The sequence below is a fragment of the Hyphococcus sp. genome, assembly GCF_041986965.1.
In the GTDB taxonomy this organism is placed as follows: Bacteria; Pseudomonadota; Alphaproteobacteria; order Caulobacterales; family Parvularculaceae; genus Hyphococcus.
In genome coordinates this window covers 414,304-440,132 of the sequence record NZ_JBHIXB010000001.1, presented here as the reverse complement: position 1 = coordinate 440,132, position 25,829 = coordinate 414,304, and the positions used below count along the sequence as shown (strand labels likewise).

The 25,829-nt window shown below is 58.5% G+C and carries 32 protein-coding genes; 17 read left to right on the top strand and 15 right to left on the bottom strand.

Annotated elements, in window-relative coordinates; all coding sequences use genetic code 11:
- Window positions 1–47 precede the first annotated feature (47 nt).
- A complete protein-coding gene (locus ACFC5L_RS02125; RefSeq protein WP_375201933.1) occupies window positions 48–665 on the top strand; it encodes a class I SAM-dependent methyltransferase in 618 nt (205 codons plus the stop codon).
- Window positions 666–891: 226 nt separating this feature from the next.
- A complete protein-coding gene (locus tag ACFC5L_RS02120; protein WP_375201934.1) occupies window positions 892–1,359 on the top strand; it encodes a DUF2141 domain-containing protein in 468 nt (155 codons plus the stop codon).
- Between the two features lie 14 nt (window positions 1,360–1,373).
- On the opposite strand, the gene ACFC5L_RS02115 is transcribed toward ACFC5L_RS02120, so the two are convergent.
- Genes ACFC5L_RS02115 through rdgB form a run of 6 tightly spaced genes read right to left on the bottom strand, consistent with a single transcriptional unit; the run spans window position 1,374 to window position 5,827 of the window.
- On the bottom strand, window positions 1,374–2,141 hold the full coding sequence (locus tag ACFC5L_RS02115; protein ID WP_375201935.1) for a HesA/MoeB/ThiF family protein: 768 nt from the start codon (window positions 2,139–2,141) through the stop codon (window positions 1,374–1,376).
- Between the two features lie 33 nt (window positions 2,142–2,174).
- Complete coding sequence (locus ACFC5L_RS02110; RefSeq protein ID WP_375201936.1) at window positions 2,175–2,870, bottom strand: phytanoyl-CoA dioxygenase family protein; 696 nt, start codon at window positions 2,868–2,870, stop codon at window positions 2,175–2,177.
- Window positions 2,867–3,313 carry a DUF2721 domain-containing protein gene (locus tag ACFC5L_RS02105; RefSeq protein WP_375201937.1) on the bottom strand — a complete coding sequence of 149 codons (447 nt, stop codon included), beginning with the start codon at window positions 3,311–3,313 and terminating at the stop codon, window positions 2,867–2,869. Before ACFC5L_RS02105 ends, ACFC5L_RS02110 begins: the two co-directional genes overlap by 4 nt.
- 17 nt (window positions 3,314–3,330) lie before the next feature.
- Window positions 3,331–4,452: a radical SAM family heme chaperone HemW gene (gene hemW, locus ACFC5L_RS02100; RefSeq protein ID WP_375201938.1), complete on the bottom strand. Its 1,122-nt coding sequence runs from the start codon at window positions 4,450–4,452 to the stop codon at window positions 3,331–3,333.
- Window positions 4,449–5,219 carry a subclass B1 metallo-beta-lactamase gene (gene bla / locus ACFC5L_RS02095; RefSeq protein ID WP_375201939.1) on the bottom strand — a complete coding sequence of 257 codons (771 nt, stop codon included), beginning with the start codon at window positions 5,217–5,219 and terminating at the stop codon, window positions 4,449–4,451. The genes hemW and bla overlap by 4 nt, the downstream gene beginning before the upstream one ends.
- Entirely contained in the window at window positions 5,219–5,827 is a 609-nt protein-coding gene (gene rdgB, locus ACFC5L_RS02090; protein WP_375201940.1) for an RdgB/HAM1 family non-canonical purine NTP pyrophosphatase, read from the bottom strand. The genes bla and rdgB overlap by 1 nt, the downstream gene beginning before the upstream one ends.
- 366 nt (window positions 5,828–6,193) lie before the next feature.
- Between rdgB and ACFC5L_RS02085 the strand changes: the two genes are divergently transcribed.
- From ACFC5L_RS02085 to ACFC5L_RS02070, 4 genes are read left to right on the top strand one after another with little or no spacing between them, the layout of a single operon-like run.
- Window positions 6,194–6,328 (top strand): hypothetical protein, encoded by a 135-nt coding sequence (locus ACFC5L_RS02085; RefSeq protein WP_375201941.1) that lies wholly within the window; start codon window positions 6,194–6,196, stop codon window positions 6,326–6,328.
- Window positions 6,328–6,483, top strand: a complete 156-nt coding sequence (locus tag ACFC5L_RS02080) for a hypothetical protein (protein WP_375201942.1) — start codon at window positions 6,328–6,330, stop codon at window positions 6,481–6,483. The genes ACFC5L_RS02085 and ACFC5L_RS02080 overlap by 1 nt, the downstream gene beginning before the upstream one ends.
- Window positions 6,484–6,530: 47 nt before the next feature.
- On the top strand, window positions 6,531–7,043 hold the full coding sequence (locus ACFC5L_RS02075) for a DUF2975 domain-containing protein (protein WP_375201943.1): 513 nt from the start codon (window positions 6,531–6,533) through the stop codon (window positions 7,041–7,043).
- The gene (locus ACFC5L_RS02070) at window positions 7,043–7,267 is read left to right on the top strand and encodes a helix-turn-helix domain-containing protein (protein WP_375201944.1); all 225 of its coding nucleotides are present in this window, start codon (window positions 7,043–7,045) and stop codon (window positions 7,265–7,267) included. The genes ACFC5L_RS02075 and ACFC5L_RS02070 overlap by 1 nt, the downstream gene beginning before the upstream one ends.
- Window positions 7,268–7,272: 5 nt before the next feature.
- Here ACFC5L_RS02070 and ACFC5L_RS02065 read toward each other — a convergent pair whose 3' ends face one another.
- A complete protein-coding gene (locus ACFC5L_RS02065; RefSeq protein WP_375201945.1) occupies window positions 7,273–8,568 on the bottom strand; it encodes an MFS transporter in 1,296 nt (431 codons plus the stop codon).
- Window positions 8,569–8,720: 152 nt separating this feature from the next.
- Here ACFC5L_RS02065 and ACFC5L_RS02060 point away from each other — a divergent pair, with 152 nt between their 5' ends.
- A complete protein-coding gene (locus ACFC5L_RS02060) occupies window positions 8,721–9,218 on the top strand; it encodes a GFA family protein (RefSeq protein WP_375201946.1) in 498 nt (165 codons plus the stop codon).
- A 53-nt stretch (window positions 9,219–9,271) separates the two neighbouring features.
- The gene (gene rlmN, locus ACFC5L_RS02055; RefSeq protein ID WP_375201947.1) at window positions 9,272–10,417 is read left to right on the top strand and encodes a 23S rRNA (adenine(2503)-C(2))-methyltransferase RlmN; all 1,146 of its coding nucleotides are present in this window, start codon (window positions 9,272–9,274) and stop codon (window positions 10,415–10,417) included.
- Here the strand turns inward: rlmN and ACFC5L_RS02050 are convergent.
- Window positions 10,414–11,310 carry a hypothetical protein gene (locus ACFC5L_RS02050; protein ID WP_375201948.1) on the bottom strand — a complete coding sequence of 299 codons (897 nt, stop codon included), beginning with the start codon at window positions 11,308–11,310 and terminating at the stop codon, window positions 10,414–10,416. The two genes, rlmN and ACFC5L_RS02050, sit on opposite strands and share 4 nt — an antisense overlap.
- Window positions 11,311–11,391: 81 nt before the next feature.
- Complete coding sequence (locus ACFC5L_RS02045) at window positions 11,392–11,700, bottom strand: DUF1244 domain-containing protein (RefSeq protein ID WP_375201949.1); 309 nt, start codon at window positions 11,698–11,700, stop codon at window positions 11,392–11,394.
- Between the two features lie 55 nt (window positions 11,701–11,755).
- Here ACFC5L_RS02045 and arfB point away from each other — a divergent pair, with 55 nt between their 5' ends.
- From arfB to ACFC5L_RS02005, 8 genes are all read left to right on the top strand, one after another.
- A complete protein-coding gene (arfB, locus tag ACFC5L_RS02040) occupies window positions 11,756–12,175 on the top strand; it encodes an alternative ribosome rescue aminoacyl-tRNA hydrolase ArfB (RefSeq protein WP_375201950.1) in 420 nt (139 codons plus the stop codon).
- 74 nt (window positions 12,176–12,249) lie between these two features.
- Complete coding sequence (locus tag ACFC5L_RS02035) at window positions 12,250–12,969, top strand: 2OG-Fe(II) oxygenase (protein WP_375201951.1); 720 nt, start codon at window positions 12,250–12,252, stop codon at window positions 12,967–12,969.
- Between the two features lie 28 nt (window positions 12,970–12,997).
- Window positions 12,998–13,747 carry a hypothetical protein gene (locus tag ACFC5L_RS02030; RefSeq protein WP_375201952.1) on the top strand — a complete coding sequence of 250 codons (750 nt, stop codon included), beginning with the start codon at window positions 12,998–13,000 and terminating at the stop codon, window positions 13,745–13,747.
- A gap of 91 nt (window positions 13,748–13,838) precedes the next feature.
- Complete coding sequence (locus tag ACFC5L_RS02025; RefSeq protein WP_375201953.1) at window positions 13,839–14,417, top strand: hypothetical protein; 579 nt, start codon at window positions 13,839–13,841, stop codon at window positions 14,415–14,417.
- Window positions 14,418–14,499: 82 nt separating this feature from the next.
- A complete protein-coding gene (locus ACFC5L_RS02020; protein ID WP_375201954.1) occupies window positions 14,500–16,035 on the top strand; it encodes a M20/M25/M40 family metallo-hydrolase in 1,536 nt (511 codons plus the stop codon).
- Window positions 16,036–16,313: 278 nt separating this feature from the next.
- Entirely contained in the window at window positions 16,314–17,480 is a 1,167-nt protein-coding gene (locus ACFC5L_RS02015; protein WP_375201955.1) for a glycerophosphodiester phosphodiesterase family protein, read from the top strand.
- An 89-nt stretch (window positions 17,481–17,569) separates the two neighbouring features.
- Window positions 17,570–19,432 carry a DUF885 domain-containing protein gene (locus ACFC5L_RS02010; RefSeq protein ID WP_375201956.1) on the top strand — a complete coding sequence of 621 codons (1,863 nt, stop codon included), beginning with the start codon at window positions 17,570–17,572 and terminating at the stop codon, window positions 19,430–19,432.
- Between the two features lie 35 nt (window positions 19,433–19,467).
- Window positions 19,468–20,307, top strand: coding sequence for a glycosyltransferase family 2 protein (locus ACFC5L_RS02005; RefSeq protein WP_375201957.1), 840 nt, complete (start codon window positions 19,468–19,470; stop codon window positions 20,305–20,307).
- Here the strand turns inward: ACFC5L_RS02005 and ACFC5L_RS02000 are convergent.
- The 4 genes from ACFC5L_RS02000 to ACFC5L_RS01985 form a co-directional block, all read right to left on the bottom strand.
- Complete coding sequence (locus ACFC5L_RS02000; RefSeq protein ID WP_375201958.1) at window positions 20,304–20,774, bottom strand: CC0125/CC1285 family lipoprotein; 471 nt, start codon at window positions 20,772–20,774, stop codon at window positions 20,304–20,306. The two genes, ACFC5L_RS02005 and ACFC5L_RS02000, sit on opposite strands and share 4 nt — an antisense overlap.
- A 71-nt stretch (window positions 20,775–20,845) precedes the next feature.
- On the bottom strand, window positions 20,846–21,634 hold the full coding sequence (gene ppk2, locus ACFC5L_RS01995; protein ID WP_375201959.1) for a polyphosphate kinase 2: 789 nt from the start codon (window positions 21,632–21,634) through the stop codon (window positions 20,846–20,848).
- 4 nt (window positions 21,635–21,638) lie between these two features.
- Window positions 21,639–22,532, bottom strand: a complete 894-nt coding sequence (locus ACFC5L_RS01990; RefSeq protein WP_375201960.1) for an Hsp33 family molecular chaperone — start codon at window positions 22,530–22,532, stop codon at window positions 21,639–21,641.
- A gap of 28 nt (window positions 22,533–22,560) precedes the next feature.
- Window positions 22,561–23,418: an ABC transporter permease gene (locus tag ACFC5L_RS01985; protein ID WP_375201961.1), complete on the bottom strand. Its 858-nt coding sequence runs from the start codon at window positions 23,416–23,418 to the stop codon at window positions 22,561–22,563.
- A 336-nt stretch (window positions 23,419–23,754) separates the two neighbouring features.
- On the opposite strand from ACFC5L_RS01985, the gene ACFC5L_RS01980 reads away from it, so the two are divergent.
- Window positions 23,755–24,267 carry a GcrA family cell cycle regulator gene (locus tag ACFC5L_RS01980; RefSeq protein WP_375201962.1) on the top strand — a complete coding sequence of 171 codons (513 nt, stop codon included), beginning with the start codon at window positions 23,755–23,757 and terminating at the stop codon, window positions 24,265–24,267.
- 82 nt (window positions 24,268–24,349) lie between these two features.
- Here the strand turns inward: ACFC5L_RS01980 and phoB are convergent, their stop codons facing one another.
- On the bottom strand, window positions 24,350–25,039 hold the full coding sequence (gene phoB, locus ACFC5L_RS01975; RefSeq protein ID WP_375201963.1) for a phosphate regulon transcriptional regulator PhoB: 690 nt from the start codon (window positions 25,037–25,039) through the stop codon (window positions 24,350–24,352).
- 15 nt (window positions 25,040–25,054) lie between these two features.
- Window positions 25,055–25,786, bottom strand: a complete 732-nt coding sequence (phoU, locus tag ACFC5L_RS01970) for a phosphate signaling complex protein PhoU (RefSeq protein WP_375201964.1) — start codon at window positions 25,784–25,786, stop codon at window positions 25,055–25,057.
- Window positions 25,787–25,829: the final 43 nt, after the last annotated feature.

Below are 25,829 nucleotides of genomic sequence, written 5' to 3'. Positions count from 1 at the left end.
GCGCTGGCGTTAAGACCACCGGCTCGTTGAAAAAAGGAACAACCGCGATGGGATTTTACGCTGATCATGTCGAGCCGCGCCTCGTCTCCTGCATCTGCGGATCCGGACAGATATCAAAGGAACGCGAGCGGATCGTCCCGAAAGCGGAAGGCCGCGTTCTCGAGATCGGCTTCGGTTCCGGCCATAATATTCCTTATTACGATCAATCAAAGATCACGCATCTTTATGCGCTGGAGCCTTCGGCGGCGTGGCGCAAGCTTGCGGCGCCCCGGGTCAGGGATCTGTCCTTTCCTCTGGAATGGCTCGATCTGCCGGGCGAGGAAATTCCCCTCGCAGATGAATCTGTGGACACGGTGCTGGTGACGTTTTCCCTGTGCACCATTCCCGGGGTGGAGGAGGCGCTGGCGGGCATGCGGCGGGTTCTGAAACCGGGCGGCAAGCTGGTGTTCCTTGAGCATGGCGCCGCGCCGGATAAGGGCGTCGCCCGGTGGCAAAATCGCGTCAACGGCCTGTGGGGCAAGCTCGCCGGCGGATGCCACCTGAACCGCAAGCCGGCGGAGATGGTGTCGTCAGCCGATTTTCGCATTGTGGAGATGGACCAGCGCTACCTGCCCTGGATGCCGAAAATCGCCGGTTTCGTGACCGGGGGCGTGGCCAGCCGGTAACATCTTCGTCACAACCTGCGAGTGTTTCCGCAATTTTAGTTGAATCGCAAGTTTCCGGGGGCATGATTGTCTTAAGGATCGGTAAAAGGCGCTTGCGCTCAGCCGATTTTGCACTAGATGATTTGTGCGGGTGCGAAGAACGCCCGGCCTGATTGGAAACGGCCCAACCGAAATTCGAGGCCGTCAGTTCGAAAGCCCGAAAAGGGCCGTTGAAAGAGAGCGTATCGTGCGTCGAGTTCTGGGGATCGGGGTGTTGTTGGCGGCCGCTGGCGTCGCGCACGCGGATTCTGTGCCCGCCGATCCTGTCTTCGCCAAATATGCAGACCCGGCTCATGTGGTCGCCGCTGTGAACACCGAGTTCAAGGCCGCGCCGGGGCAGGCTGTGCGCCTTACGATCTATAACAGCGAGGAAGCCTTCCTCGAGCAGGCCTGGGCGAAATTCGAAGCCTATACCGATGAAGAGGGCGTCGCCGTCTTGCCGCTCGGCGATCTGGAGCCCGGCGAATACGCCTTCGCCGCCTATCTCGATGAGAATGGCGACGGCGTTCTTAATCGCGGCAAAATTCTCGGCCGTCCGAAAGAGCCTGTGGCGTTCTCCAATGGCGTGAAGCCGAAGCTCAGAAAACCGCGTTTCGACGAGACCAAAGTTTCCGTCACCCATGGCAGCGTCGTCGTCATCACCCTCGACGATTGATCACCTGAAAATTTCTAGCTTGATCCGTGTGCGCCGCAATCGGGGCAAGTGGGATCCGCGTTGAGCCGGACCGTGCGGAATGCGGCGCCAAGCCCGTCATAGATCATGAGCCGCCCGGCGAGGTTCTCGCCGACGCCGAGAAGTTCTTTCAGAACTTCCATGGCGGCGAGCGTTCCCATGACGCCGGTCACGGCGCCGAGAACGCCTTCCTCCGCGCAATTGACCTGTTCGTCGCGCGGCGGTTCTTCCGGCACAAGGCAGCGATAACAGGGCAAAACGCCCGGTTGCTCGAAAGATTTGAAGGTCGCGAGTTGTCCTTCGAACCGGCCTACAGCGGCGGAGACGAGCGGTTTCTTTTCCTTGATGCATGCCCGGTTGAGCGCATAGCGCGCAGCGAAATTATCGACGCCCTCGACCACGAGATCATAAGCGGAGACGATTTCGGTTGCATTGTCGTCCGTGACTTGTGGATGCGTCGTCACGGCCACATGAGGGTTGAGGCGCGCAATCGCCTCTTTCGCCGCGGCGGTTTTTTCGCGGCCCACATCTTCTGTGCGAAAGAGCGTTTGCCGTTGAAGATTGGAAAGCGCGACCGTATCGCTGTCTGATACGCCAATCGTTCCGACGCCGGCGGCGGCGAGATAGGAAAGGATCGGACTGCCGAGCCCGCCCGCGCCAACCACCAGCACGCGCGCGGCAAGAAGTTTCTGCTGGCCCTGTCCGCCCACTTCGCGGAGCAGGATATGGCGTGCGTAGCGTTCTCGTTCTTCCGGGGTCATCATTCCACTTTGGCGTAAACGGTTGGTGTTGAGAAGCTAGGCGAACGCCCACTCCAGCGGAGAAGGCAATGGGTCCGCCGCGTAATCGATACGAACGGCGCGACGCGGTGAGGCGTCATGCGATGCTTGCGACCGATGGAGCGTCAGCATTTTTAAGACCAGAAGATCTCCGCGATCCGCCACGCAGGGTTCAATAGGCAGGCTTTCAGCCTCACCGCCCGCATTTTCGGATTTCACGAAGCCTTTCCGGTGTGAGCCGACGGCGATGTCCATGGCCCCGTTGTCACTGGTCGCCGTATCGAGATGAAGACGCACAAAGACCATGCGCGAGAGCAGCGGAAGCGGCGCTTCGCAATGCCAAATTTCGCCTTTTCGCGACCAATTGGTAAAGCCGGACGCCGCAGCTTTTTTCTTTACAGCAATCACCCGGTCCTGATGCCAGGGCAGAGTCCAGTTGTTCGCTTCGTTCTTGTCGAAAGCGAGTAGCCTTACGGGAAAGGCGCCGGGGAGAATTTTCCGAATCTGCGCGCCAATCTCGCTTCCAGGTCCGAACAATCGGCGTCGTTGGAAATCAAGATTGAGCCTTGCGCCCGGACGCCCCTCCGCCCGGCAATAGTTTTCTATCGCCATGAGATTGGCCGGGCTGACGGCGGAGCGAAACCAGTGGCGGCCATCCTGTTCGAACCGTTCGATCATGACCTCACGAGCGTTTAACGGTCGCATCGCAGTCATTTCGAAAACAGATCCGCACGCACGCGCAATACTTTCGTGGCGATGGAGATTTCCATGAGAAACAGCGCAAGCCCCGCGATCATGGCGAACATGGTGGCGATGAAGATCATGGCGACAAGCGCCGGCACGGCGAGGTCGATAAACTCGCCAATGAAAATCGCGGCGACCACGAGACAGATCAACAGGGCGGCGGTGGAGAATAAAAAGATCGCACGCTGAGCGAGGAGCATGCGCCGATCAAGGGAGATAAGTTCTGTGCGCGCGCGTGCGGCCTCCTCGTCGTTTCTCGGCGCATAGAGGCGGTCTTCAAGGTGGCGCGCGCGATCGACGACGCGGCCAAGACGAGACGTGACAACGTTCAAGAGCGCGCCGATGCCCGCCAGAAGGAAAACCGGCGCCACGGCAAGCTCCACAAGATGGGCGATGTCGGAAATATCGTTCATGGGCGCCTGTTGTGGCCTCAAGCGAAGAGTTCGTAAAGGATGCGGTTCAAAATGCGCCGGCCGTCATCCGTGGCGACAAGCAGGTCCCCGTCCCAGGCGAGGAGGCCGTCGCCGATCAGCCGGTCGAGACGTTCATAGGACCCGGCTTCAGTGAAAAAAGCATCGGCTTCGGTAAAGGGTATGCCGTTGCGCAGCCGCAGCCCCATGGAGAGACGTTCTATGGTCGCCTCACTCGCGCTGAGCGTCGTTTCCATATGCGGCGCGCCGTCGAGATAGTCTTTCGGCGCAAGCGGCGTTTCCGTGGCGATGCGCGCGCCGTTTTCCGTTAAGCGTCCATGCGCGCCGGGACCGACGCCCACATAGTCGCCATAGGTCCAATAGACGAGATTGTGCCGGCTTTCTTCGCCCGGTTTTGCGTGGTTTGAAATTTCATAGGCGGGAAGGCCGGCCCCCGCCGTCATCTCCTGTGCGGCCTCATACATGTCAGCGGTGACGTCGTCCTCCGGCGGCGTCCAGCGGCCCTTGTCGACAGCTTTGGCGAAGGCTGTCCCGGGTTCGATGGTGAGCTGGTAGAGCGACAGATGCGGGGCCCCGAGCGCCAGCGCTTCGGAAAGCTCATCACGCCAGTCCTGAAGGGGCTGGCCGGGGCGTCCGTAAATCAGATCGAAGGTGATGCGGGGGAAGGCGGCCTGCGCCGCTTCAATAGCGCGCTTCGCAGACTCGGCGTCATGATCGCGACCGAGAAACTTCAGCGCATCATCGCGCAAGCTCTGAACCCCAAGAGACAGGCGGTTGACACCCGCGCTCGCAAAACCGTCGAAGCGGGATTGTTCCGCATCCGTCGGATTGGCTTCCAGCGTGATTTCGGCGCCGCCTTCGAACCCCCACAGATGTGCGCAAGTGTCGATGACGCTCTCGATCACAGGAAGCGGCGCCAGTGACGGCGTCCCGCCGCCGAAATAAAGGCTTGTCAGTTTCTGGCCTGGCGTTCGCGCAGCATACTTTTCAAGATCGCGCGTCAGCGCCGCGATCCATGCGTCCGCGTCGATGGCGCGGTTTTTGTAGACGTTGAAATCGCAATAGGGACAGATACGCGCGCAATAAGGCCAGTGAACATAGACGCCGAGAGGTTTGTTCACTGCGCGGCGGCCGCCTCTTCCGCCAGTTCAATCGTGTGATCGAGCAGTTCTCGCCCGCCCATGGGGCCGTGGCTCGGGATCACGATTTCAGCGTCGGGAAAGGCCTCGGCGACGTTTCTGACCGCCTGCGCCCAGTGGTCCACATCGCCATCGGCGGTGTTGCCAAGGTTTTTTGAAGCGCCGGGTCGGATCAGGCATCCGCCGAACAGGACTTTCGCCGGGGCGTAATAAACGACGATGTTGTCGCGTGTGTGTCCGGCGCCGGGGTAGAAAACGGTGACTCCTTCCTCGCCTTCGAGGCCGAGCAACATTTCACGGGTCTTGCCGTCGAGAATGGAGAACATGGTTTTGCGAAGCCCGCGCGCCGGTGCGTCTTCATTGGTGAATGGGTGCGCCCGGCCGCCAATGCCATTGTCCTGCAACGCTTTCATCCCACCCATCTTGTCGGCATGGGCGTGCGTCACGATGGCGATGTCCGGGCTTTCGCCCAGCTCTGCGTTGATGAGGGAAAGAAGCGCTTCGGTTTCTTCGTCGGTCCACGCCGTATCGACAAGAGCGACGCCGCCCTCGGTTTTAACGACAAGTCCCTGCGACAGCACAAGCCCCCAGCCGCTGACATAGTCGTAGCTCTTGTGAATCCAGACATTGTCCGCGATTTTTTCAAGCGACGGCGGCGGAAGTGTTTCGGCTTCCTGAACCTTTTCTCCGGTGGATGCGCATGCGGCCAGGGAAAGAAAGGCCAGTGCGGCAAGAAACTTTTTCAACATCAAAAATGCGCTTTCATCAGTTTACGGAACGCATCCGCGCGGTGGGAGATGGCGTGTTTTTCATCGGGCTCCATTTCCGCGAAACTGACATGGTAGCCGTCCGGAATGAAGATCGGATCATAGCCGAAGCCTTTATTCCCGCGCGGGGGAAAACATAAGACGCCCGTCACCTCGCCCTCGAAGCTCTCCGTATGGCCGTCGGGCCAGGCGAGCGAGAGGACGCAGACGAATTTGGCGGAAAAATCCTCCGTCCCGCTATCGAAAAGCGCCGATTCCACCTTTTTCATGGCGGCGCCGAAATCCCGGGGCTCGCCCGCCCAGCGGGCCGAGAAAATCCCCGGCGCGCCGGAAAGCGCGGTCACGGAAAGGCCGCTGTCATCGGCCAGGGCGGGCAGGCCTGAGGCCCTTGCGGCCGCCAGAGCTTTCAATTCGGCGTTCTCGGTGAAGGTCGTTCCGGTCTCTTCGGGGTCATTCAGGCCGATTTTTTTTGCAGAGACCGCCTCGATCCCGAGGGGAGAGAGTAATTCATTGATTTCTTTGACTTTTCCGTCGTTATGAGAGGCGATAACGAGACGCCCAGGCCCCAGTTTCCGCACATTTTCGCCCATATTTTTATCCCTTATCGAAAAAAAATTATCGTTTTTCGGCAAAAACCCCTTGCATCGTTTTTCGATAAGTGTATATCGATAATCAACAAGACGGCGATCAACGCCGCAAACACAGGGCCCCGGCGGCGGAGAAATACCAGACCCGGGGTGAAAAGAAAAAGGGCCGAAAAGACCGGAAAACCGGCGAAAAGAGCCCGAAAAGGAGAAACCCGGGGAAAGGCCGGCCCCGCCCGAAGCAAAGGGAAACCGGCCAAACAACAGGGCGAAAAGGCCCAAACTGCAGCCCGAAAAAAAGAGCGGCGGATAAACCGCCGCTCAAGAAGATCAAAAACGAGCCGCTAACACAGGAAAGAAAAGGAGAAACCCATGCGCTTTGCTAACTCAAACTCAAGTGTCGATAAATTTGGCTACTTTGTCAATGGACTGGCTGTCTTCCTGACCATTTCTGTCATCGCCGCCGGCTATGTCTCGGCCCTCGGCTCCTTCGCAGGGGTGGCGTAATGTCCAAGCTTTTCCATAGAACGGCGGCGACCGTATTCGCCGCCTTCGCGGCGGCGAGCCTTTACTCCCTCGCCGTCGCCTCGCCCGCCGAAAGCGGGGCTGACGAGGCCCAGCAAAGCTGCGAAAAAGCCTTCTGCCTGATCGCCCTGTTCTAGGGACCGGGAAGGCTTTTTCGGGCGCTCGTCAAGACGGAGATTTCAATATGCGTGCGATAGGCAAAGGATCGCTATCGTCGATTCTCGCAGTCGGCCTCCATTTTACGCGCGTGATCTTGTGGATCATGCTCGGCCTGGTGACGCTTGTGCTGATCATCCTGCCTTTTGCGCCGGCGCTCGCCGACCTTTTCTCGCATTCTGACGACATCAATATCGATGGCGTTATCGACGCCGAAGACTTCATCAAGGTGTTCTACGCCTTTGTGACGACGGCGGTGATGCTGTTTGTCGTCAACCGGCTTCTGGAAATTTTAAAGGCGCTGCGGTTCGGTTCGCCTTTCGTCAAGGAAAACGCCGACCGGTTTCGCGGCATTGGCTATGCGCTGCTTATGGGCGAGGGCGCGAAATTCGCCTTTGGCTTTCTGTCGCTGATCTTCGACGCCGATGTTGAACTCAACATGACCTTTCTTTCCTGGCTCGCGATCATCACCGTTTTTGTGCTGGCGGAAGTCTTCCGCGAAGGCGCGCGCATGAAAGAAGAACAGGACCTCACCGTTTAATGTCGATCTCCGTCAAACTCGATCGGGTATTGCTTGACCGCGGCATGTCGCTGACGGAGCTGTCCGAACGTGTGGGCGTGACGATCGCCAATCTCTCCATTCTCAAAACCGGCAAGGCGAAGGCCATCCGCTTTTCAACGCTCGAAGCGATTTGCAAAGAGCTCGACTGCCAGCCGGGCGATATTCTTTTCTTTGAAGACGACGGCCAGCCGTCGGCTGACTAGGCGTCCTATTGGTAAGGCGCGGCGGCGGGTTCGCTGGTCGCCTCTTCGGGCACGTCCTCCGCATGAGGCGGGATCGCTGCGCCGACCTTTCGGCTCTTCCAGACGAAAATGAGCAACAGCGCCGCCAGCGTGGTCGACAGGATGAACGGCGCCTGTGGCGTGTGCGAATAAAGCGAAAAGGCGATGGCCGGCGAGACGATAAAGCCGGACGCGGTCGCCGCGCCCGCCAGACCGATGGCGCCGCCCTGTTCGTCCGGTTCGACGGCGAGAGAGGCGGCCGCCGTCACCGCCGGGATCGCCATGCCGGAGCCAAGACCGCTCGCCACCATGCCGAAAACCACCGGCCAGAGATGGTCCGACAGAAGGATCGTCAGGTGACCTGCGATCAACAGGGCCGGGGCGAGGCGCATCAGTCGCGCCGGCGGCAGGCGCAGGCGCTGCACGATCACAAGCTGGGCGAAGAGCGACGCCATGGCGCCGGCGGTCAGCCCGATGCTGACATAGGCGGGCGCCTCCACCGTCGAGTAGCCGAGACGGTCGATGAAATAAAAGGCGATGGTCTGGATCGGAATGGCGTTGATGACGGAAAAGGCCAGTGCGGTGATCAAGAACACTATCAGCCGCTCGTCGCGGAGCTTGACCCTTTTTCCATGCTCGCGCTGTGTCGGGCCTGTGCGTTCCGGCAGAAACGCAAACACCGCCGCCAGCATGACAAAGCCGAGCGCGGAAGCCGCGAAAAACGGAACGGTGCGCCCCAGAAGCGACGCGGCCGCGCCAAAGCCGGGGCCGAGCATGGCGCCGAAACCAAACGCCGCCGAAAAACCGGCGATGCCCGCGGTGCGCTCATGCTTTGATGTGCGGTCGGCGATATAGGCTTGCGCCGCCGGCGGCCCTGCTGAGCCGACAAGGCCGTAAATGCTGCGCATCGCCACCAGAACCAGATAAAGCGGCAGACCGGACAGGGCGCCCGCAAGGCCGAGCATGATGGAGCCGCCAAACAGCGCCATGGAAAGCGCATAGCCGACCATGCCGATCAGGATGAAAGGTTTGCGGCCGCGCAGGTCGCTGAGCCGGCCCCAGATGGGGCCGCAGAAAACCCAGCAGCATGCGGAAATGGCGAAGATGAGCCCGGTCTGGAAATTCGACAGCCCGATTTCCCGGGCCAGCGGCGGCAGGACTGAAAAAACAATGGTCTGGCCCATGCCCGCGCAAACGGCCCCCACGAGCAGGAGTGCGATGGCGATCCTGCGCTGTGTGGCGGTGGTGGCGCTTGCGCCCTCAGTCGGCGCTGTTGAGGTCATGAGGGTCCAGTCTCCGAAGCCTCACTCACCACGCTGCGCCCGCGATAGCAATCTTCAATGGCGCCCATGAGGCGCCCCATGATGTCTCCGGACGGTCTTGCGGCCTTTCGGTTTCGCCCGTTAAGCTGCGCCATATTGAGAGGGAGGCGCCGATGACAGGGTCTTTTTCTGCTGAAGGCGGCTGCGCCTGTAAAAAAGTGCGTTATCGCCTGACGGCGCCGCCATTATTCGTTCATTGTTGTCATTGCCGCTGGTGCCAGCGGGAAACCGGCGGGGCGTTCGCCCTGAACGCGATGATCGAGATGGACTGCGTTGAGATGCTGGGCGATGACCCCATGGTTGTGGACACACCGTCGGAAAGCGGGCGCGGGCAAAAGGTGCATCGCTGTCCTGACTGTCATGTGGCGTTGTGGAGCCATTATGGCGGCGCTGGGCCCGCAATCGCCTTCATCCGTGTGGGAACCCTCGACGACCCGGATGAGGTTCCGCCGGACATTCAGATTTACACCGCCTCGAAACAGCCCTGGGTTGAGCTTTCTCACGCCATGCCGGCGGTGAAGGGTTATTACAAGATGAGCGAATACTGGCCCGAGGAAAGCGTCGCGCGCCTCAAGGCCGCAAAAGAAGCCTATGCGGCGGCCCATGGCTGAAGACCGTTCCGGCGATTGCGGGATCGCGCCCAAGCGCTTATATCCCGGCCCTTATGACGACACTCGACCTTTCCAAACGCCCTGAAACAACGGGACTTGTTAACCTCGCCGGGATGACCCGCGCCGAGATCGCAGGCCAGTTGCGCGAGGCGTTCGGGCTCGACGAGAAAAAGGCGCGGATGCGCGCCACGCAACTTTGGCGCTGGATTTACCATTACGGAAAGACCGACTTCGCGGCGATGACCGACATCGCCAAGGAGATGCGCGCCAACCTCGCCGAGCGCTTTGTTGTGGCGCGGCCTGAAGTCACCGAACGGCTCGTCTCCGTCGACGGCACGCGCAAATATCTGATCAAGCTCGGGCCGGGGACGGAAGTCGAGTGCGTCTATATCCCCGATGTGGGCCGCGCCGGCGCGCTTTGCGTGTCCTCACAGGTCGGTTGCACGCTCGCCTGCACCTTCTGTCATACGGGCACGCAAAAACTTGTGCGCAATCTGACGTCGGCCGAAATCGTCAATCAGGTGATGGCGGTGAAGGACGATCTTGAAGAGTGGCCGTCCGGCGGCGAAGACCGGCGCCTTTCCAACATCGTTTTCATGGGCATGGGCGAGCCGCTCTATAATCTCGATAATGTGGCGCGCGCCATTGACGTCATTTCCGACGGCGACGGGATTTCGATTTCGCGTCGGCGCATCACCGTTTCGACGTCCGGTGTTGTGCCGGAGATGCATCGGCTGGGCGAGGAAACCGCCGCCATGCTGGCGATCTCGCTGCACGCCACCAATGATCCGCTGCGCAATGAGCTGGTGCCGATCAACAAGAAATACCCGATTGCGGAATTGATGGACGCGTGCCGCGCCTATCCGGGACTATCCAATGCGCGGCGCATCACCTTTGAATATGTGATGCTTAAGGGCGTCAACGACACCGACGCCGAAGCGCGCGAGCTTGTGCGATTGTTGAAAGGCGTTCCCGCCAAGATCAATCTCATCCCGTTCAACCCGTGGCCGGGCGCGCCTTATGAATGTTCAAGCTGGAGCCGCATCGAAGGTTTTGCGGACATTCTTTCCCGCGCCGGTTACGCCTCGCCGATCCGGACGCCGCGCGGCCGGGACATTTTCGCCGCCTGCGGGCAGTTGAAGTCCGAAAGCGTGAAGAAACGCGCGAGTGAAGCGCGCAAAGAGCGGATGGAGCTTTAATTTTCTATGTCTTTGAGCAGCTCATCAATCAACGCTGTCATAAAACCTCTGACCCTACGCGTTTTGTGCGTGCTATCTTCCATGGGGTAAATTATTGAAGAAGCGTCATAGTCTCTCATCATCGCTTGAAGCCCAAGGTCGCGGCCTTCATGAATCACTGCCTTGAAATTTGAAAGCGGGACATTTTGTCCATTTGCGATTTCGGTGGCACTAAGTTCAACGAAAGGGATATTGACTTCAAATGTTGCGCTGTAAGCTTCTTTAACACTTTCTACGTCTAAATTGGCGTGACAATGAAGTTTGACGTTGAAATCCTTCTCTTCCAAATATAACCGAGTGATGTCATAGCGTTCAAAAGATAGTATTGAAAACTCTTTTCGTGAAAGCCTTCTTTTGAATAGCTCTTTTGCGGAATTTTTTGTATGTTCGTGCGAATATACTTCTTCCAAAAACGCATCAGCAGCATTTTCGATTCGAATGTCTCCAATTACTTTCAACGCGTTTTCCCAGCGCTGTATAAAATAAGTTCGTGCACTTGCTTGAAGTGCAAGGGCCTGTCTTTCTGCCTCATCTGCAAGCCTATGTGTTTCTGCTCGTGTCAGCGTAAGTTCTTGTCGTTGGAGTTGTAACTCCTCTCTCTGCAAGAGTATCGCGGCAATTATCCATATGAATGCCAATGCTCCAGCGAAGCCGGCTAGAAAATCACCAACCTCATTTGGCTTGAGAAAAGGGAACCAGTTATAGCGACCATTTAGGCCAATTACTATCGCGCTGATAACTAGAAAAGCTGAAAGGCTAGATGACCATAGAAGAACTGTTTGTTCATTCGGTTTCGCAGATTGTTCCGTTGTAACGGGTTTTTTGTCATCACCGGGTAAGTGCAGCTTGTTCACGGGAAGCTCCGCACGAAAGGTTTTTTTTAAGTATAGTCAGGTTAACGGATCAGTACATGCTGGAGTAGATGTAAAATTCGGCTACGCCTTCTCACTCCTCCTCTTCTCAAACGCCGCCATCTGTTCCGACGTCGCTTCTTTCTGGTGCTTTGATTTCCACTCCGCATAGGGCATGCCGTAGACGCGTTCGCGCGCTTCGTCTTTGGTGAGGGAAACGCCCTCCGCTTCCGCCGCCTCGCGCCACCAGTCGCCAAGACAGTTGCGGCAGAAATCGGCAAGGATCATCAGATCGATATTCTGCACATCGGTCCGGTTCTGGAGATGTGAAAGCAGCCGACGAAAGGCGGCGGCGTCGAGCTTGTCCTGAAGCTCGGGGGAAATGTCGGTCATGGCGTTTATCCTCAAAATCGGTTTTCGTTGGTTGCTCTAAAGTGTATTGAGCCTCATGGCGATTTCAATCGGCGATATAACCATTCCCGACTGGGAGCTTGTGGAGACTTTCATTCGCGCCTCCGGGCCCGGCGGACAGAATGTCAACAAGGTGGCGAGCGCCGTTCAGCTACGGTTCAATGTCAAGAACTCGCCGTCGCTTCCCGATCCTGTAAAGGCGCGCCTGAAAACCATCGCCGGGCGGCGCATGACCCGCGACGGCGAGCTTTTGATTGAGGCGAAGCGGTTCCGCACGCAGGAGCAGAACCGCGAGGATGCGCGGGCGCGCCTCATCGCCCTTGTTGAACGCGCCGCGACGCTGCCGAAGAAGCGGGTGAAAACCCGCGTGACCCCGAGCCAGAAACGAAAGCGTCTCGAGGAAAAGCGCCGCCGGTCGGAGATAAAAGCGGGCAGAACGAAGGTGACGGGCGATTAGTCGCGACGCGGCCTCTCCCTTTCCGGCCGCCGTCATGCCACCATGGGCGCGCTTGGAGGCGACGGATTTTCAGGATGAAACTCAACCCCACTCTCGATGCGGATGCGTTGCATGAGCGCTACCAGACGCTGGGGCGTATCTCGATCCCGAAGGTCCTTGACGCTGAGGACGCGAAGTCATTGCGCAAGGCGATCGATAAAGAGCCGCACAAAAACCTGGTCTTTTTCGCCAATGGCCGCCACTTTGATGTCGACGCCGCTGGATGGCGTGAGCTTGACGAGGAAAAAGTCGGCACGACGGAAGACATTATTTATGTCGAGGCGCAAAAGGGATTTTCCTATTACTACGAAAATATTCCCGTCTATGATCGCTGGAAAGCCGGGACCGAACTTGGGGCCCGTTTGAAAGAGGCGGTGGAGTTTTTGAACGGCGAGCCGTTCCTGAGTTTTGTCCGCCGCGTCACCGGCTTCGATGACATCGCCTTCGCCGACGCCCAGGCGACGCTTTACGGGCCCGGTCATTTTCTGACCCTTCACAACGACGCCGTGGAAGGAAAAAACCGGCGTGCGGCATTCGTCTTGAATCTCACCCGGGAATGGCGTGAAGACTGGGGCGGCTATCTCAACTTCTTTGATGAAAACGGGCATATTGAAGGGGCGTTCATGCCGGCCTTTAATACGCTCAATATGTTTTCGGTGCCGGCGGCGCATTCGGTGGGGTTCGTGTCCCCATTCGCCGGGGAAACGCGCGTGTCGGTGACGGGCTGGCTGCGCGCCGGTGAAGATCAAGGCTGATAAACAGGTTTTTCGGAAGAGAACATTTATGGATCGAGCGGCGAGTATCGAAGAGCAACGAGCGGAATATGAACAGCGCGGATGGACAATGGCGCGCAAGGTCATGCCCGTCGAGGTCGCCGACGCGACCCTCTACAAATTTCAGCAGGAGCTTGGCGGCGACTGGGAAAGCTATCAGGGCGACTACATCAAGACCTTCCTGACCGACAAGAAGGCCTATGAGTGCTATTCCTTCGATTATACGCCCATGGCCATGCTGCAATGGGGGCTGACGTCCTATATGTCGACGGTTGTCGGTAAGGACCTGTTGCCGTCGCACGCCTATTTCCGCGTCTACCGCCAGGGCGATGTATGTCATCTTCACAGCGACGCCATGAATTGCGAACACGCCATGTCGCTGACGCTCGGCTATTCCAATGACTATATCTGGGAGCTGAATATCAGCGATAAATATTATGACGCCAAGGAGCGCCGCCCGGCGGACATCGCCACTGAAGAAGGCGACATCAAGCTCCATGGCGCCCCCATGGGGATTGGCGACGCCGTTATCTACAACGGGATCAACTATCTGCACGGACGGATCAGTCCCAACCCCAATCGCTGGTCGGCGCACATTTTCCTGCACTGGGTCGACCGCGCCGGAAGCTTTGCAAAATACGCCTTTGATGAGAAATGGCGCGATGTTGTGCGCCGGGCGGATTTCACCTTTCCTGATGATGATGCGCCGGAAAAGGTCAATCCGAACCGCGCGGAAATGGTGAAAGAGCGCGGCCGCTGACCCCTATAATAATTGGTAAGCCTGTCGCGCCAGAGGCGAAACTCGCCTAAACTGCGCGTGGATTATCTGATTCATCAAGGGGAGTTTTAGCATGAAAAAATTGATTATGGCGCTCGGCGCCGCGCTTGTGTTCGCGGCGGGGTCGGCCTTCGCCGGCGACAGCGCGTTGACGGCGGATACGGCGAAACGGTTCGTTGCTTCCTTGCCGTCGGTGGAAACGCTCGCGGAAAGCCTCGAGGCGGAGGGCCGGGTCGAAGAAATGCGCTTCGATACAGAGCCCAAGGCGGGCGAAGAGTTCAAGCCTTATTCCAAAGCCGTCATGGCGCTGAAGGCGAAATATCCTTCCGATTACGGAAAGCTTTCTTCGGCGGTAAAGCCTCATGGCTTCACGGCGGAGGAATGGGGCGTCGCCGGCGACAAGGTGATGATCGCTTACATGGCGCTTAAAATGGATAAGGAAGACCCGGGCGCCATGGCGCAGATGGAGGCCATGGACCCGGCCATGCTTGAGATGATGCCGCCGGAAATGAAGGCGCAGATGGAGCGGGTGAAAGCCATGATGGCGACCATCGCCGCCGCATCGCCAGAAGACAAAAAAGCCGTTGCGGAAGTCGAAGACGAGCTCGACGCCTATATGGACGAACAGGGCGCGGGCCAGTCGACCTACTGATTGGCGCGGCCTTTTGCAGACACAGCCCGGACGTGGTTTTATCCCGTCCGGGCTTTTTTTTCGGCCGGATGAGGAGCGATCAATGAAAAAAATGGCTGCGGCGCTGGCGGGCGGGCTTGTCTTGCTCTCGGGCGCGTTTGCGGAGGATGCAGAGACGGCGGTCGCTGCGGCGCGTGACTGGCGCGCCGCCCATGGCGCAGACATTCTCAGCGGCTTCGTTGATCTGTTGTCGCTTCCTAACGATGCCAATGATGCGGAAAATATTCGCCGCAATGCTGATTATATCAGTGCGCTTTTCGCCGAGCGCGGTTTTGAGATGGAGCTCTTGGAAAGCGATGAAGCGCCGCCGCTGATTTACGGGCTGCGCGAGGCGCCGGGCGCGACGCGGACCATCGCAATCTATGTTCACTATGACGGGCAACCGACCGAGCCCGCAGACTGGACCCATCCGCCATTTGAGCCGCGGCTTTATTCGCGCGTGATGACCGAAGGCGGCGAAGAAATTCCGTTTCCAAAAACGGGTGAAGCAATCGACGAAGACTGGCGGCTTTACGCCCGCTCGGCGAGCGATGACAAGGCGCCAATCCCGGCGCTGCTCGCCGCCATCGATGCGCTGGACGAAGCCGGGATTGGCTTCACCTCCAATATCAAGCTCATCTTTGACGGTGAAGAAGAAGCGGGCTCGGATTATCTTGACGATTATCTCGCGGCGCATGCGGACAAGTTCGCCGATGTCGAGCTCTGGCTCTTTTGCGACGGCCCGACACATCAGAGCGGGCGCCCGCAGCTTGTGTTTGGCGTGCGCGGCGTGACGGGGCTTGAGGTGACGGTCTACGGCCCTAATCGTGGTCTCCATAGCGGTCATTATGGCAATTGGGCGCCGGGACCGGGCTGGCGTCTGGCGCAGCTTCTCGCCAGCATGAAAGATGAAAAAGGGCGTGTGCTGATCAAGGATTTTTATACATCCACGGCGCCGATTTCGAAAGCAGAGCGCGCCGCCATTGCAGCCATGCCGGACATTGACGATGAATTGCGCGAAACCTTTGGTCTTGCCGAAACGGAAATGGACAATGCGCCGATTGCCGAGCGGTTGTTGCTGCCAGCCTTGAATTTGAAGGGTCTTAAAAGTGCGGAAGTCGGTGCGCTGTCACGCAATGTCATTCCGCCATCGGCGACGGCGTCGATTGGCGTCAGGCTGGTGAAAGGCAACGACCCGGAGGCAATGCTGACCATCCTTGAGGACCACATTAAGAAGATGGGATATTTCATCACGCGCGAAGAGCCGGACGCGGAAATCCGCGCGCGTCACCCGCTGATCGCCAGAGTCCATCGCAGCGGAGGCTATCCCGCCATGCGCAGCCGGATGGACGATCCGAGAGTCGCGCCGCTGGTCGGCGCCTTAAGAACGGTCGCAGGCGACGAGCTGATTTTGAATCCGAGCCTCGGCGGGTCGTTGCCGCTTTATATGTTTGAAAGCGTCTCCGACGCGCCCATCGTGATCCTGCCAATCGCCAATTACGACAACAACCAGCATTCGGCCGATGAAAATATCCGGATTGGCAACCTCTTTTATGGCGTCGACGCCTATGCCGCCGTGCTGACCATGAGCGCTGACTAGCGGCCAAAAGGGGCTCCCGCCGCAGCCATTCTTGGGGCGAATGGATAAGCTGCGGCGGGGAGCCGGAGGGCAATCCGCACCTTCGGTCCCGTGCATCGGGGCGCTAACGGGATCAGCGAGCGGACGAGAGTGAAACGGACGGCGAAATTATTTCCGTCGTTGATCGTGAAAATTTTTCCCAGGCCCTCCGATGGCTGGTGAAGCGGCAATATGTGCGCCGCTTGAAAGAGCGCCCGATAGCCCACACTCTAGTCCGGGAAATCGGCGGAGGGGCGTTCATGAGCGGGAAAAGATGGATGTGGCTGGCGCCGCTGCTTGTGTTGGCGGCTTGCGCAACGGGTGACGTAACGGAGACGGCTAGCGATAGCGACTGGCAGACGCTCGACGGAAACCCGCCGCTCGTCATCGCCCATCGCGGCGCCAGCGGCTATCGGCCAGAGCATACGCTTGAGGCATACGGTCTTGCGATCGATCAGGGCGCCGATGTGATCGAGCCTGATCTTGTTTTTACAAAAGACGGCATTCTGGTTGTGCGTCATGACCGCTATCTGTCGACGACGACCGATGTCGCGCAACACCCGGAATTTGCAGGCCGCAAAAAGCCCAACGCCGACCCTGATGACAGCCCCCGGGAAGACTGGTGGGTTGAGGATTTCACGCTCGAAGAACTGAAGACGCTGCGCGCCACGCAACCCTTTCCGGGCCGGTCAAAGGACTATGACGAGCTTTATGAAATCCCGACTTTCAAAGAGGCGCTGGCGTTTGTTTCGGCGCGCGCAGATGAGGCGGGGCGCCCTGTCGGCGTTTATCCTGAAACCAAGCATCCGGGGTATTTCGAATCCATCGGCCTGGATTTCGAACAGCCTTTGCTGGCCGCGCTTGAAGGGTTCGACGCGGGGCCGGTTTTTATTCAGTCTTTCGAGCCGGGAATTCTGAAACGCCTGAAAGGAAAAACCGACGCGAAACTTGTCCAGCTTGTCTATGAAGAAACGCCCGGCGCCGGGCCGAATATTCCGTTGACGGCGATTGCGGACTATGCAGATGGCGTGGGGCCGTCGAAAGATTTAATACTAGCGAATGACGGGGAGTTAACACCCTTTATTTCAGACGCTCGTAGAGTGGGCTTGTTTGTCCATCCATGGACCTTCCGGGCTGATCAGCGAAATCCAAATTTGAAGGGGCCGTTTGGTTTTAGCGGGAAAGCTCGAATTGAGGATTCAGCCGAAGGGAAGAAGCTTAGGATTGAGCAGTTCGACGAAGGCTCGACATCTTCTATCGGAAAGAGTTCCCATGATGTTGAAGGCTGGGTTCCCAAGACTTTAGGAGATGGACTTATTTACACCGAATACGATTTTTTCTTTGGTGTCGGCGTTGATGGCCTCTTCACCGACTTCCCTGATACTGCTGTGAAGGCTCGGGCTGAATACATCGCGGAGCGTCAATGACCTCGCGCCTTGCCCCTTTTCTCTGCATCGCCTAGCCTCGCAGCCAATTCGCCGGTCCCCGCCGGCTTCAGCAAATCCGGAGCGTTTGAATGACCTTTTCCCGTAAGTTTCTTCTCACTGCTGTTGCGCTTTCCGCGCTCACCGCCGCCTGCGGGCAAGGCGAAGCGCCGGCGCAAAACAGCGCCGCGGCGCCTGCCGCAACGGAGGAAACCGCGCAAAGCGAGTCGGAAAAAATCAACGCCTGGTTCGAAGCGCAGTTTGAGGCGGGCATTGCGCGCTCGCCCATGTCGCAGACATTTTTGGGCCGTAAAACCAATTACGGCGAATGGGACAACGCCACCGACGAATATGCGCAGGAAACTCATGAGCTTGAAATGGCGGCGCTGGTGGAAATGCGCGAGACATTCGATTACGACGCCCTCGATCCCTCGGCGCAGCTTTCCTACCGCCTCTATGAATATGAAGGCGAACAGTCTGAGCGCAACTTCCCCTGGCGCAATCACTGGTATGAATTCAGCCAGTTCCGCGGGCCGCACTCGTCAGTGCCAGCCTTCCTGATTAACCAGCATCGCGTCGACACGCTCGAAGACGCTGAGGCCTATATCTCACGCCTGCGCGGTGTCGAAACTTATCTCGGTCAGCATCAGGAAAACGCCGAGGCGCAATTCGCCAATGGCGTAAATCCGCCCAAATGGTCCTATCCGCAAATGATTGCGACCTCGCAGAACATCATTTCCGGCGCGCCGTTTGACGACAGCGGCAAGACGTCGACCATCCTCGAAGATTTCAACAAGAAACTGAATGCGCTCGAGATCAGCAATGAGGTCAAAGAGGATCTGCGCTCCCAGGCGATTGACGCAATGTTGAACTCGGTCAAGCCGGCTTATGAGTCTCTTGTCGCGATGTTTGAAGAACAGATGCAGACGGCGGCCGAAGATGACGGCGCCTGGAAATTGCCTGATGGCGGCGCCTATTACGCCAACCGTCTGCAACAGATGACGACGACGACCATGAGCGCCGAAGAGATTCATGATCTCGGGCTTTCCGAGGTCGCGCGCATTCACGCCGAAATGGAAGCGATCAAAGACAGCGTCGGCTTTGACGGAACATTGCAGGAATTCTTCGTTTACATGCGTGAAGATCCCGATGAGCGCTTTACTTATCCAAACACGGATAAGGGCCGCGAGGACTATCTCGCTGAGGCGACGGCGATCATTGACGATATGCGCGGCCGGCTTGACGAATTGTTCCTGACCAAACCGAAGGCGGACCTGGTCGTCAAGCGGGTGGAGCCGTTCCGTGAACGCGCGGCCGGCAAGGCTTTTTACCAGCGCCCCGCGCCGGATGGATCGCGCCCGGGCATCTATTACGCCAATCTTTATAACACGGCGGACATGCCGACCTATCAGATGCGGGCGCTCGCCTATCATGAAGGCATTCCAGGCCACCATATGCAGCTCGCTATCGCGCAGGAACTTGAGGGCGTGCCGAGCTTCCGGCGGTTCGGCGGCTTTACGGCCTATACGGAAGGTTGGGGACTTTATTCGGAATATATTCCGAAGGAAATGGGCCTTTATGACGATCCCTATTCCGACTTCGGGCGTCTCGCCATGGAGCTTTGGCGCGCCGCGCGTCTTGTCGTTGACTCCGGCCTTCATGACAAGCGCTGGACCCGCGAAGAGGCGATCAACTATCTTCTGGAAAACACGCCGAACCCGGAAGGTGACTGCATCAAGGCGATTGAGCGCTATATCGTCATGCCGGGTCAGGCGACGGCCTATAAGGTGGGTATGCTGAAAATCCTCGAATTGCGTCAGCGCGCCGAAACCGCGCTGGGCGACGGCTTCGATGTTCGTGAATTTCACGATGTCGTGCTCAAGGACGGCGCTGTGCCACTGGCGATCCTGGAGGAGAATGTCGACGCCTGGATTGCTGAAAAACAGGCGAGCTAAGCTTAACCTATGATGGCGCGGCGCACGGAGTTTCCGTGCGCCGCGTTTTCTTTTATGTCTTGGTGATGCAAGTCGAATCGCGCCCACCCCTTTCCGCCTATATCCGCACGCTCAATGAAGCGCGAATGGTCGCCGATGTGGTGCGCGCGGCTTTAAAGATTGCGGATGAAGTCGTCATCGTCGATTCCGGATCAACCGACGGCACGCAGGAGCTTGCGCGCGAAGCGGGCGCCCGCGTGATCGAGCATGAATGGCTGGGCAATGGTCATCAAAAAAGGCTGGCGGAAGATTATTGCCGGCATGACTGGCTTCTCGATCTCGATGCGGATGAAATCGTCAGCGAGGCGTTGGCGGCGGAAATCAGGACGCTTTTTCAAGGCGGAGAGCCGCCCTTGAAAATCTATCGGACGATGCTGGCGTTGGCGCCGCCGGTGGGAAAGCCATGGCGGGATTTCGGCCTGCAGGTGCGTCACAAGCTTTATGATCGCCGGGTTGTGCGGGCGCCCGCGCACAAGGCCTGGGACCAGTTTGAGATACCTGACGGCGTTAGCGTGGGCCGGCTGAGCGAACCCGTTCTTCACTACGCCTTTACCGGCGCCGCGCAATTCATGGATAAACTCAATCGCAATTCCACCGTGCGCGCCGAGGCGCTGCCGTTGAAATCTAAGCCCTATCTGGCGGCGCGGATAATGTTGGGGTTTCCGTTTTATTTCGCCAAGAAATATTTCTTGCAGCAATATTTTCGCGGCGGCGTATACGGTTTTGCGCTCGCGTCGATGTCGGCTTATGGCCGCTGGCTTCGCGACGTTAAAATGTGGGAGCGTGCGAAAAAAATTCGCACGGCTCCCGGTGAAAACACGGATGGCTTAACTTAGTAGCGACCGCCGCGTGTATATTCGAGCACGCGTCGCGCCTCGTAGACACTCGCGCTGCGTGGCGGCGGATTATTGCCCATCACGACTTCGATCACGACGAGAGCGTCATCATCATAGCGTGAATCGTAGCGGGGACGGTCATAATAGCTGTCATTGTAAGAGCGATATGGCTCATACCGTCTGAAATCATCATCGCGAAAAGTGCTGTTGCGGCTGATGATCTGGAACCAGTCATAGCGCTGATTAAGCGTCAGTTCCGCAGCGCGGCGTAAAGCCCAGTCCTGCGCCAATTGAAGGTCGCCGTTTTCGATCCGGTACTGAACGCGGTAGCGATTATCGTCGAGACGCGCTTCAGAATAGCCGTCGTCATATTGCGAGCTTGCCGATTCATAGACAGGGCCATAGCCGCCAGTTGCGCAGCCCGCCATCGCAAGCGCGGCGCACGCCGCAAACGCATATTGTTTCATCACACCCTCCTGTTTGGGACGTGAAAGAAACAGCCGCCATGGTTAATGGTTCCAGGCGCGCCGGTCGGCGCCTACTCTGCGTAATAATCCTTGACGAGATTGAGCTCTTCGAGCTCGGGCTCATCGTAATCGCTATCCTCGATTTTCGGACGATCCGGCAGTTTGATGGGATCGAACGCATCCTTGTTGAATTCATAAGGCACGCGGTCGAGGATCGCGCGGATAATGTTGAGCCGCGCTTTTTCCTTGTCATCGCCGTCGACCACGAGCCATGGCGCCTCATCCGTGCTTGTCAGCGTAAACATCTGGTCGCGATATTGCGTCGCCTCGATCCAGCGTTCGCGGCCCTTGAGGTCGATGGGCGATAGTTTCCAGCGTTTGCGCGGATCACAGGCGCGGTCCTGAAAGCGGTCTTCCTGTTCCTTTTGGGAGACGTGAATCCAGAACTTGATCAAAATCAGACCGCTGTCGACCAGCATTTTCTCAAATTGCGGGACCTCGCGCATGAACAGCCCGTATTCTTCCTGCGTGCAAAAGCCCATCACCGGTTCGATGACGGCGCGATTGTACCAGGAGCGGTCGAACAGGGTGATCTCTCCGCCCGAGGGGAGGTGTTTCACATAGCGCTCGAAATACCATTGCGTGCGTTCGCGGTCAGACGGCTTTGGCAAGGCGACCACACGCCAGATGCGCGGGTTCATGCGGTGCATGATGGTTTTGATGGCGCCGCCTTTTCCGGCGGCGTCGCGGCCTTCAAAGATGATTGCGACTTTTGTTCCCTTGCTGGCGACGGTTTCCTGCAGTTTCGCCAGTTCGAACTCAAGCTCCTCGAGTTCTTTTTCAAATTGTTTTTTCTTCATGGGCTCACTCCCCGGTTAATGGCGCGCCCGCAGGGGAGAAGCGATAATCCTTGCGGCAGAACTCGCAGGTGACGGTGATGACGCCATCCTCAACCATATCGCTGAGATCGTCTTCGCCATAGCGCGACAGCACCGCCGCAATCTTTTCTTCATTGCAGGAGCAGGCGGCGTGCAAGGGCGCGGCGTCGAATACGCGCACGCCGTCTTCATGGAATAGGCGATAAAGCAGGGTCTCGGCGCTGATCGAAGGATCGAGCAATTCGTCAGGCTGCACGGTTTCGATAAAGGCTTTTGCGCGCTCCCAGGTTTCGCGATCATCGCCGGATAGCGCCATGGAAACGCCGCGCTCTCCGCCTTCCTGGGGCACGAACTGCGCCATCAGGCCGCCGGCGCGCCATTGTTCCCCGGCCCCGGGCGTCTGGATGCGCCCGACGGCGAGTTTGATGATGGTGGGGATCTGCTCGGACTGTGCGAAATAGGCGACCGCGGTGTCGGCGAGGCTTTCGCCTTCAATGGCGGTGACGCCTTGATAGCGGTCCATGTCCGGTCCCTGGTCAATGGTCATGACGATGGAGCCGTCGCCGAGCAGCGCGCGGGCGCCGCGCGGCAAGTCCTTGTCGGCCGTCTTCGCGGTCGCACGCAAATCGCCGCCAGCGACATAGTCGGCGACGATCAGTGAAACCGGTCCGTTGCCCTGGGCCTGAAAAATCAGCTTGCCGTCGAATTTCAAGGACGCGCCCATCATGGCGACCAGCGAGACCGCTTCGCCTAAAAGCTCCGAAAGAGGGTCCGGAAATCCGTGAGCGGACAAAATGTCGTCTATGGCGCCGGCGAGCCTGACGACACGGCCGCGCACAGCTGTGTCAGCGACTTGGAAAGGAAGAACAATATCGTCCATGGCGGCGGTTTCTCGCAAGGCTCAGTCGCTACTCTTTGATCTTGTAGCCGGACCGGAGGAGAAGATAGCACGCAAACGCAAAGGCGAAAGCAAGCGCGCTGGTGACGGCGAGGCTGACGCCGAGCGACGCTTCTGCGACGCCGGTGAACCCTGCGCGAAAGCCGTCAATAAGGTAATAAACGGGGTTGTAATGGCTGATGGTGCGGAACGGCTCAGGCAGGTTGGCGACGGAATAAAAGGTGCCGGACAGGAAGGTGAGCGGCGTGATGACAAAATTCGTGACCGCCGCCATCTGGTCGAACTTGTCGGCCCAGATGCCGCCGATGGCGCCGATGGCGCCGAAGATAATTCCGGCGGCGACAGCGTAATAAAGGATCGCCCAAAGATTTACGATCTGCATGGGTGTTCCGTACACCGCCATATAGCCGGCGCAGGTCGCCGCGGTGACCGCGCCCACCAGAAGCCCGCGCGTCGCCGCGCCCGCAATAAACGCGATGGCGAGTTCCGCCGCCGATAAAGGCGGCATCAGGACGTCGACGATCGAGCCCTGCACCTTCGAAATCATGATGGATGATCCTGAATTGGTGAAGGCGTTTGTCAGCACCGCCATCATGGTGAGGCCGGGGGCGAGAAATTCAACAAACGGCACGCCGTTGACGTCGGGCCGGATGCCGCCAAAGGCCTGCGTGAAAACGATCAGGAACAGGAGCGTCGAGATCACCGGCGCGATGATGGTCTGGAAGACCACCTTCATGAAGCGCCGGACTTCCTTGACGTAAAGGGTCCAGAGCCCGAGCCAGTTCACTGTGCCGAAACGGCGGGTCCCGAAGGCGTAAGCGGCGGGCTGGGCGCTTTCGCTGGCGGCGTTGTCTTCTGTCAGGGTCATGAGCATTTCTTTTTGCATTGCAACGTTGTCTCGCCCCGTGAGGCGGCCTCCGTCAAGTCTCGTTCCCCGGGGCCGGATTGAAATCGAGGAGACGTGATCTGGTCCCTGTCTGGTCATCGCGCGCCGCACGCCATCTCGAAAGCGGACGGTGCATGAAAGCATGACAGAATATCAACATGTGGTGGGCAAAAATATGTGGGGGCGCCATGTTGTGTTTCCGGTTCTATAGGATACTATATTTTGGAGCGCAGGGAGCGGCGCGATTTCAGACCACCAGATATAGATTTTCGGGCGCGGCATAGCGCCATCCGGAAAAAGAGCAAGGAGACAGGCGGCATGGCTTGGACGGATGAGCGGGTAGAGCTTTTGAAAACCCTTTGGGCCGAGGGGCTGTCGGCGGCCCAGATCGCCAACAAGATGGGCGGCGTCACCCGCAATGCGGTGATTGGCAAGGTGCATCGTCTTGGCCTTTCCGGCCGGGCGACCCCGGCCAAGCCCCAGCGCGGCTGCGGCCCGACGGTTGTGCGCCGCGAGGAGGCCGCGCCGGCGGCCAAGCCCCAGCAGCGCCAGGAAATGAAGCCGGTGATCCCGGAGCCGGAGTCGATTACGGCGCTTGTGCTCGACAGCGGGGATCTCACCACGGTGTCGACGATCAAGAACAATATGTGCAAATGGCCTATCGGCGACCCGGCCAAGGACGACTTTCATTTCTGCGGCCAGCCCTCTGTCTCCGGCAAATCCTATTGCACCTATCATGCGCGAATGGCGTTCCAGCCTCCGCAGCGCCGCGAGCGCGAGCCTGTGCGCCGTCCGGCGGCTCAGATCGCTCAGCGCCGCGCCGCGGGATAAAACCTCGCCGCGCACTCGGGTAAGCTAACAGATTTGAGAACTAAAAAGCCCACCGGATTGGTGGGCTTTTTTATTTGACGCCTTATTTGACGTCGAGGGCGTAGCCGGCGGATCGCACGGTGCGGATCGCCTCGCCCTGCTTGTGTTTATTGAGCGCTTTTCTGAGCCGGCCGATGTGAACATCGACGGTCCTGACTTCCACAAACACGTCCGAGCCCCAGACCGCGTTCAAGAGTTGTTCGCGGGAAAAGACACGCCCCGGATGCTGCATCAAATGATCGAGCAGACGAAACTCCGTGGGGCCCAGGTGGATTTCCTTACCGTCGCGCGTCACCTTGTGAGAAACGCGGTCGACGGAAATGTCGCCGACTTCGACAATGTCGTCGGCGAGGCCGGGGCGAATGCGGCGAAGAATGGCTTTGACCCGCGCAATCAGCTCCGCCGTTGAAAAAGGCTTGGTCAGATAATCGTCCGCGCCGGTTTCAAGGCCGCGAATGCGGTCGGCCTCTTCGGAACGGGCGGTCAGCATGATGATCGGAATGTTGCGGGTTTCCGGTTTCGAGCGAATTCGCCGGCAAACCTCGATGCCGGAAACTTTGGGCAGCATCCAGTCGAGGATGATAATGTCCGGTCCGAACTCCTCGACTTTGAGCAACCCGTCCTCACCGTCTGCGGCGACGGCGACCTCGAATTTTTCCTTGGCGAGATTGTATTCGAGGATCGTCGACAGCGCGTCTTCATCCTCGATGATGAGAACCTTGGTCTCAGGCATAGTCCTCGCGTCCCATTAGCTGGCGGCCGTTCCGGACTGCTTAGGGGGCGCAACCACGGTTGTCGAGGTTTTGTCGCCTTTGGGCCGGCTCTCCATCATGCGCGAGCCCGTAATAAGGAAATGCAGGGCTTCGGCGATGTTGGTGGCGTGGTCTCCGACGCGTTCGAAATTCTTGGCCGTGAAGACAAGATGGGTGCAGGCGTTCACCAGGCTGGGCTCGCGCATCATGGCGACGAGAATTTCCTCGAATACGGAATTATAGAGCTCGTCGAGTTCGTCATCGCCGCCCCAGACGGCTTTCGCTGCTGTCAGATTGCGGCTCGAATAGGCGTTGAGAATGTCTGAAAGCTGACGAAGGCTCGCCCTGCCCATGCGGGCGACGCCTGAGGTCGGCCGGGCCGGCGATTCAAGGCTGACCACCATGGTGCGCTTGGCGACATTCTTGGCGAGATCGCCCACGCGCTCCAGCTCGCCTGCGAGTTTCGAGACGGTCATCACCTCGCGCAAGGTCTCTTCGGGCAAAGGCCCCCGGAGGAGGAGATCCATGACCTTTGCTTCAATGGCGTGATCCATGGCGTCGATGCGTTCATCGCCCTCGATAATCTTCCGTGCGGATTCAAGATCGCGGCGCTCAAAAGCGGAAACCGCGCCGGCCAGCTGGCTCTCCACCTGGGCGGCCATGCGCGACAGCGACGTCTCAAGATCGAGACGAGCCTGATAGGAGGATTGCGGTGCGAGAGCGGCCATAGGGCGTCTAATTTTTCCGAAGGTCTGGAGGAGGGCTTACATG